Here is a 6,293-nt window from a genome sequence, read left to right on the forward strand (position 1 = left end):
ACGGCGGTCACTCGTCAGGCCCGCGCCGGTCGTCCTCACCGGGCCCGCGCTGGTCGGCGTCGCGCGGGTCGGTGTCGCCGGCGCGGGAGGCCAGCAGCCGGCGGTACGAGGCGAGCCGGCGCGGGTCGGCCTTCCCGGCGGCCACCCAGGCGTCCAGCCCGCAGTCCGGCTCGTCGGCCGTGTGCGGGCAGTTGGCCGGACAGTCCACCGTGCCCTCGACCAGGTCGGGGAAGCCGTGCAGGAGACTGTCCGCCGACACGTGCGCCAGCCCGAAGCTGCGGACGCCGGGGGTGTCGATGATCCAGCCCTCGGCGACGTCGGCCCGGGATCGCCGGCCGTCGCCGTGCGGCGCGGGCGGCAGCCGCAGCGCGACCGCGCTGGTCGAGGTGTGCCGGCCGCGGCCGATCGCGCTGACCGTGCCGACCGCCCGGGCGGCGTCCGGCACCAGCCGGTTGACCAGCGTCGACTTGCCCACCCCGGAGTGGCCCACCAGCACCGAGACCCGGTCGGCGAGCAGCGCCCGCAGGGCGTCCAGCTCCGAGTCGGGACGGATCAGCACGTACGGCAGCTCCAGCTCGGCGTAGTAGTCGAGCACCGCCTCCGGCCCGGCCAGATCCGCCTTCGTGAGACAGAGCAGCGGCTCGACGTCCGCGTCGTACGCGGCCACGAGGCACCGGTCGATGAACCCAGTGCGCGGCGGCGGATCGGCCAACGCGCTCACGATCACCAACTGGTCGGCGTTCGCCACCACCACCCGCTCCAGCCGGCCCTCGGCCGTCGTCGCGTCGTCCTCGGCCGTACGCCGCAGCACCGACCGCCGTTCGGCGATCCGGACGATGCGGGCCAGCGCGCCGGCCGCGCCGGAGGTGTCCCCGACCAGGCTCACCCGGTCGCCGACCACCACCGACTTGCGGCCGAGCTCGCGGGCGCGCATGGCGGTCACCGTCGGGGCGTCGACGTCGCCGACCACGCAGGTGTAGCGCCCGCGGTCGACGGCGATCACGAACCCGTCGACCGCGTCGGCGTGCTGGGGTCGGGTCCGGGTACGCGGACGCGAGGACCTGCCGGGCCGAACCCGTACGTCGTCCTCGTCGTACTCCCGCCGTCTGGTCGCCAGGACCGTCCTCCGTCGCCTCAGCTCTTACCGGTCACCATCGCTGACCATAGTGCCGGGAACTCGGGCATGGTCTTCGAGGTGCACGACACGTCGTCGACCTCGATGCCGGGCACGGCGAGCCCGGCCACCGCGGCGGCGTGCGCCATCCGGTGGTCGGCGTACGTGCGGAAGGTCCCGCCGCGCAGCGGGCGCGGCCGGATCTCCAGCCCGTCGCGGGACTCGGTGAGGTCGGCGCCGAGCGCGGCGAACTCGCGGGCCAGCGCGGCGATCCGATCGGTCTCGTGACCCCGGATGTGGGCGACCCCGGTGAACCGGGACGGGGAGTCGGCCAGCATCGCCAGCGCGGTCAGCGCGGGGGTCAGCTCGCTCACGTCGGAGAGGTCGGCCGTCAGGCCGTGCACCACGCCGGTGCCCCGCACGGTCAGACCCTCGGTGGAGAGCGTCACCTCGCCGCCCATGCGCTGCAACAGCTCGCGGAGCTGCTCCACCGGCTGCGCGCTGCTGTGCGGCCAGCCCTGGAGGGTCACCTCACCGCCGGTGACCAGGGCCGCGGCGAAGAACGGCACCGCGCCGGACAGGTCCGGCTCGATCTCCCAGCCGCGCCCGGTCAGCGGACCCGGCTCGACCGTCCAGACGTCGGGGACGGTGTCGTCGACGGCGGCGCCCGCCGCCCGGAGCATGCGTACGGTCATCCGCAGGTGCGGGGCGGACGGGACCGGCGGCCCGACGTGCCGGACCACGATCCCACGGTCGAAGCGGGGCGCGGCCAGCAGCAGGCCGGAGACCAGCTGGCTGGAGGCGGACGCGTCGATGACGACCTCCCCGCCGGAGACCCGGCCGGCGCCGTGCACGGTCAACGGCAGGCTGTCCGTGCCGTCGACGTCGATCCGCACCCCGAGGGAGCGCAGCGCGCCGATCAGCGGGCCGAGCGGACGCGTGCGCGCCTGCGGGTCGCCGTCGAACGTGATCCGGCCGTCGGCGAGGCCGGCCACCGGCGGCACGAACCGCATCACCGTGCCGGCGAGGCCGACGTCGACGTGCGCGGGGCCGACCAGCCGGTGCGGCCGGACCAGCCACCGGTCGTCGTCGCTGATCGACATGTGCGCGCCCATCGCCCGCAGGCCGGCGGCCATCAGCTCGGTGTCGCGGGCCCGCAGCGGGCCGGCGAGCGTGGACGGGCCACTGGCCAGCGCGCTGAGCACCAGCGCGCGGGCGGTCAGCGACTTGGACCCGGGCAGGCGCAGCGTCGCTGCGACCGGGTCGGACGCGGTCGGTGCGGTCCACGGCTGGAGCGGCCGGGTCGCGGTCTGGTTCCCCACGGTTACATTCTGCCGTGTCCGGGGCGTGCGCGGCGCCGGCCACCGGCCCGACTCCCGGTTGGCGGGACAGCGCGTGACCGCGGGGCGCGTTAGCGTGTCCGGTGTGTGCGGCAGGTACGCGACGACCCGGAGCGCGGGTGATCTGAGCGCGATCTTCGAGGCGTACGACGAGACGGGCGGGCGGCTCGGCCCGGACCACAACGTCGCGCCGACCGACCCGGTCCCCGTGGTCCGCCTGTCCGCCGAGGGCCACCGCGTCCTGGCCGCCGCCCGGTGGGGCTTCCTTCCGCACTGGTCCCGCACCCCGTCCGCCGCCGCCCGGATGATCAACGCACGCGCCGAGACGGTGGCCACCAGCCGGGCCTACGCGGGAGCCTTCGCCCGCCGCCGCTGCCTGGTTCCCGCCGACGGCTGGTACGAGTGGGTTCGGTCGGCCGGCGGCCGGCAGGCCTACTACATGACTCCGCGCGACGGCTCGGTGCTCGCCTTCGCGGGCATCTGGTCGGTCTGGCGGGCGGGCGACGAGGAGCGGCTCACCTTCAGCGTGCTCACCACCGCCGCCGTGGGGGAGTTGGCCGAGGTGCACGACCGGATGCCCGTGCTGCTGCCGCGCGAGCGCTGGGCGCCCTGGCTGGCGTCGGCCGACGGCGACCCTCAGACGTTGCTCGTCCCGCCCGCGGCCGACTGGCTCGCCGGGCTGGAGGTCCGGCCGGTGGGCCCTGCGGTCGGCGACGTGCGCAACGACGGCCCACGATTGATCGAGCGGGTGCCGCTGCCCGGTGCCGACCGTCGTGGCGACGCCGGGCCGTCCGCGGTGGAGAATTTGACTCTCTTCTGATCACGCTCCGCGTATTGGCGCGGGCTGATTTGCCGGATTTGCTGGCGAAACGTCGCATAGCCGTTCAGTCATCTTCGCGGCAGGCCCTTGTGACGGTGCCCATAAGTGCGATAGAACACAGCGCCGGTGGTGAGTGTCGATCCGCAGGGGGCGGACGAGACCCATCGATTTTGCCGGTCCCACGGGGGAGGTGGGTGGATGACCCGGGCACGCATGCCCCGTCCGCATGAGGTGGCCGCCGCACGACGAGATCCACGACTGCTCCGCGCACTGCGCGAGCGGCGTCAGGACGAGGCGTGGCGGACGAGAGGCACCTGCCAGAATGTCGATCCGGAAACGTTCTTTCCGGCGCCGAACGAGCCCGCCGACGCCGCGGTCTCGCTCTGCCGCGGCTGCGAGGTCCAGGGCTCCTGCCTGGCCTGGGCGCTGGAGGTCGGTGACTGCCACGGCGTCTGGGGTGGCACCACGCCCCGCGAACGCCGCGCCATGCTGGTCGCCTGGCGCGGCGAGGTGCAGCCCGATCCGGACGCCGCCGACGAGGCCGGCCCGCCGGTCCGGGATCGCCTGCTGACCCTCGTCCCGCTCAGCTGATCGGGTTCGGTTTCCGGCCGTCGCCGGCTTGGTCGACTCCAATTCCGTGAAGCCGCGGTATCCGGGCCACCCGGAGACCGCGATATCAGGAACAGCGCGCGGATCAAGCCGGCGGGTGGATCGGGTCGGGCGACGGCGGGGCGATGTGCGGGGCGGGTCCGACCGGGGCGGAGAATGGCCCAGTGACCAGCAGCGACGAGATCAGCACTCCGCGCGGCGCGGCCCGCGTCGACACGGACCTGCCGCCCGGCCGGCCGAGCGCCCTGCTGGTGCTCGGTCACGGTGCGGGCGGTGACGTCGACGCACCGGATCTGCTCGCCGTCCGCGACGCGGCGGTCGCCGGTGGTGTCGCGGTGGTCCGGGTGACCCAGCCCTACCGGGTCGCCGGCCGACGCGCACCCGCGCCCGCCGGGCACCTGGACGAGGCGTGGACGGCGGTGCTGGCGGCGCTGCGGGAGGACCGGCACGCCGACGTGCCCGTGCTGCTCGTCGGCGGGCGTTCCAGCGGCGCGCGGGTGGCCTGCCGGACCGCGCGGGCGGTCGGCGCGGCGGGGATCATCGCGCTGGCCTTCCCACTGCACCCACCGGGTCGGCCGGAGCGCTCTCGCGCGGACGAGCTGCGGACGGGCCTGCCGACCCTCGTGGTCAACGGCGACCGGGACCCGTTCGGCGTGCCCGAGCCGAGCTCGGAGGTGACCGTGGTGACCCGACCGGGAGAGGTGCACGACCTGCGGAAGGACCCATCCGGCACGGCGGCCGTGGTGCGGGACTGGCTGCGCGACCGGGGCTGGGCGGCTGCCTGATCCGGGGCGACGGGCGTTCGCTCGTACCACCCCCGCACCGGCTGCGCGGGTCGGCGCGTGACGCGCCGGGCGGCCCGCCGCCGCCCCGATGGCCCGTTTCCGGTGGCCGCGCCGGGTCGTTGCATCGGTTGGTGCCGGCCGCCCGGTTCGGGCGGCGGAACCATCCTCCCAGGCCCTTCCTGGTCCCAGCGCCGTTTCGCCGACGCCGGGACCAGGAAAGGGGCCCGTCAGCAAAGGGCGCCCAGGAGCGCACAGCGGCCGGAATGTTCCGGAGCGCCGGCGGCGTTACTACCCCCGGAAGGCTTTTCCAGCGGAGGGGGGACCGGTGCCTACGGAGATCCGGAGCCGGGAGCGGGACGACCGGGACGCGCGTCAGCTGCGTGAACTGCTCGCCGCGCCCGAGTGGCCCGTGACGGGGGAGCCCGGCGGGACGGCCACGGTGAGCACCAGCACAGCGGCCGGAAGTGAATCTGGGGGCAGGTCCGTACGCGTATCCTCGGCGGGGAAGCATCCGACGCGAGGGGATCTGCGGTTGACCACCGAAAAGACGGACGAGCGTAGGGCCCGGTTCGAGCGGGACGCGATGCCCTTCGTCGATCAGCTCTACGCTGCCGGGCTGCGGATGACGCGCAACCCGGCGGATGCCGAGGACCTGGTCCAGGAGACGTACCTGAAGGCGTACGCCGCGTTCCACCAGTTCGAGCAGGGCACGAACCTGAAGGCCTGGCTCTACCGGATCCTGACCAACACCTACATCAACTCGTACCGGCGGCGGCAGCGCCAGCCGGTGCAGGCGCCGACCGACGAGATCACCGACTGGCAGCTCGCCGAGGCCGAGTCGCACACCTCCAGCGGGCTGCGTTCCGCCGAGACGGAGGCGCTGGACCGGCTGCCGGACAGCGACGTCAAGGAGGCCCTCCAGCAGCTGCCGGAGGAGTTCCGCCTGGCGGTCTACCTGACCGATGTCGAGGGGTTCTCCTACAAGGAGGTCGCCGACATCATGGGCACGCCGATCGGCACCGTGATGTCGCGTCTGCACCGCGGTCGGCGTAATCTGCGCAAGCTGTTGGAGCAGTACGCCAGGGAGCGGGGCTTCTCCGCCGCGGCCAAGGGCTCAACCGCATCCGCCAGCCGGGAGGTGTGACGTGAGCTGTGGAGAACCGCACGAGACGGACTGCCGTGAGGTGCTCGCCGAGGTCTACCTCTACCTCGACCTGGAGTGCGCCGACGAGCGCCGGAGCCTGATCCGCCACCACCTCGACGACTGCGGCCCCTGCCTGCGCGAGTACGGCATCGAGCAGGAGGTCCGGGCGCTGGTGGCGCGGTGCTGCGGCAACGAGACCGCGCCGGACCAGCTGCGCGAGCGGTTGCGGCTCAAGCTGACCGAGCTGGTGGTCTTCGAGGGCACCGACTCGCGCGAGCTGGCCGACTGAGCCGACCGCACCCTGGATCTGACGCACAAACCGGTGGCCCGGGTCGATCTCGACCCGGGCCACCGGCGTGGCGGGCGGCGGGGGGGGGGGGGGGGGCCCCGGGGGGGGGGGGGCCCCCCCCCCCCGGGAGGGGTTGGGGGGGGTGCCCGGGGTGGGGCCGCCCGTTATTGGGGGGGTGGTGGTACGGGGGGT

At 74.4% G+C, this 6,293-nt stretch carries 7 protein-coding genes; 5 read left to right on the forward strand and 2 right to left on the reverse strand.

The window, feature by feature from the left end; all coding sequences use genetic code 11:
• Positions 1-7 precede the first annotated feature (7 nt).
• The gene (rsgA, locus tag ACIBTV_RS03820; RefSeq protein WP_396701974.1) at positions 8-1,003 is read right to left on the reverse strand and encodes a ribosome small subunit-dependent GTPase A; all 996 of its coding nucleotides are present in this window, start codon (positions 1,001-1,003) and stop codon (positions 8-10) included.
• A 131-nt stretch (positions 1,004-1,134) separates the two neighbouring features.
• Positions 1,135-2,436 carry a 3-phosphoshikimate 1-carboxyvinyltransferase gene (gene aroA / locus ACIBTV_RS03825; protein ID WP_396701976.1) on the reverse strand — a complete coding sequence of 434 codons (1,302 nt, stop codon included), beginning with the start codon at positions 2,434-2,436 and terminating at the stop codon, positions 1,135-1,137.
• A 103-nt stretch (positions 2,437-2,539) separates the two neighbouring features.
• Here aroA and ACIBTV_RS03830 point away from each other — a divergent pair, with 103 nt between their 5' ends.
• From ACIBTV_RS03830 to rsrA, 5 genes are all read left to right on the forward strand, one after another.
• Positions 2,540-3,274: an SOS response-associated peptidase gene (locus ACIBTV_RS03830; protein WP_396701978.1), complete on the forward strand. Its 735-nt coding sequence runs from the start codon at positions 2,540-2,542 to the stop codon at positions 3,272-3,274.
• Positions 3,275-3,472: 198 nt separating this feature from the next.
• Positions 3,473-3,865, forward strand: coding sequence for a WhiB family transcriptional regulator (locus tag ACIBTV_RS03835; protein ID WP_396701980.1), 393 nt, complete (start codon positions 3,473-3,475; stop codon positions 3,863-3,865).
• Positions 3,866-4,008: 143 nt separating this feature from the next.
• On the forward strand, positions 4,009-4,668 hold the full coding sequence (locus tag ACIBTV_RS03840) for an alpha/beta family hydrolase (protein ID WP_396701982.1): 660 nt from the start codon (positions 4,009-4,011) through the stop codon (positions 4,666-4,668).
• A 325-nt stretch (positions 4,669-4,993) separates the two neighbouring features.
• The gene (locus tag ACIBTV_RS03845) at positions 4,994-5,812 is read left to right on the forward strand and encodes a sigma-70 family RNA polymerase sigma factor (protein ID WP_396701984.1); all 819 of its coding nucleotides are present in this window, start codon (positions 4,994-4,996) and stop codon (positions 5,810-5,812) included.
• A gap of 1 nt (position 5,813) precedes the next feature.
• Positions 5,814-6,101: a mycothiol system anti-sigma-R factor gene (rsrA, locus tag ACIBTV_RS03850; protein WP_091595371.1), complete on the forward strand. Its 288-nt coding sequence runs from the start codon at positions 5,814-5,816 to the stop codon at positions 6,099-6,101.
• Positions 6,102-6,293 lie beyond the last annotated feature (192 nt).

Origin of the sequence: Micromonospora sp. NPDC049366 (assembly GCF_044466625.1) — a bacterium.
Taxonomy (GTDB): Bacteria; Actinomycetota; Actinomycetes; order Mycobacteriales; family Micromonosporaceae; genus Micromonospora.